The 526-nt window shown below is 56.7% G+C and carries 1 pseudogene; it reads left to right on the forward strand.

The window, feature by feature from the left end:
• Nucleotides 1-526, forward strand: a pseudogene (locus AACX88_RS17590) (ornithine decarboxylase); the annotation flags it as partial.

A 526-nucleotide genomic window follows, 5' to 3' on the forward strand; every position in this document is an offset into this window, starting at 1 on the left:
CTACTGATCCACGAAGGGGCGCCATGTATCGCCCAGCAGCACGCAGCGAAAGTGTTTAATGCTGATAAAACCTACTTCGTTCTCAACGGCACCTCCTCTTCCAACAAAGTGGTGCTCAACGCGCTGCTGACCCCAGGCGATCTGGTGCTGTTCGACCGTAACAACCACAAATCCAACCACCACGGCGCGCTGCTGCAAGCCGGGGCCACACCGGTATATCTGGAAACCGCGCGTAACCCGTACGGCTTTATCGGCGGTATCGACGCCCACTGCTTCGAAGAACGCTATCTGCGCGAACTGGTGGCAGAAGTGGCGCCGAATCGCCAACAGGACGCCCGCCCGTTCCGCCTGGCGGTCATTCAGTTAGGCACCTATGACGGGACGATTTACAACGCCCGTCAGGTGGTCGATAAAATTGGTCATCTGTGTGATTACATCCTGTTTGACTCCGCGTGGGTCGGCTATGAGCAGTTCATTCCGATGATGGCCGATTGCTCACCGCTGCTGCTGGATCTGAATGAAAACG

Source organism: Brevibacterium metallidurans, from assembly GCF_037101285.1.
In the GTDB taxonomy this organism is placed as follows: domain Bacteria; phylum Actinomycetota; class Actinomycetes; order Actinomycetales; family Brevibacteriaceae; genus Brevibacterium; species Brevibacterium metallidurans.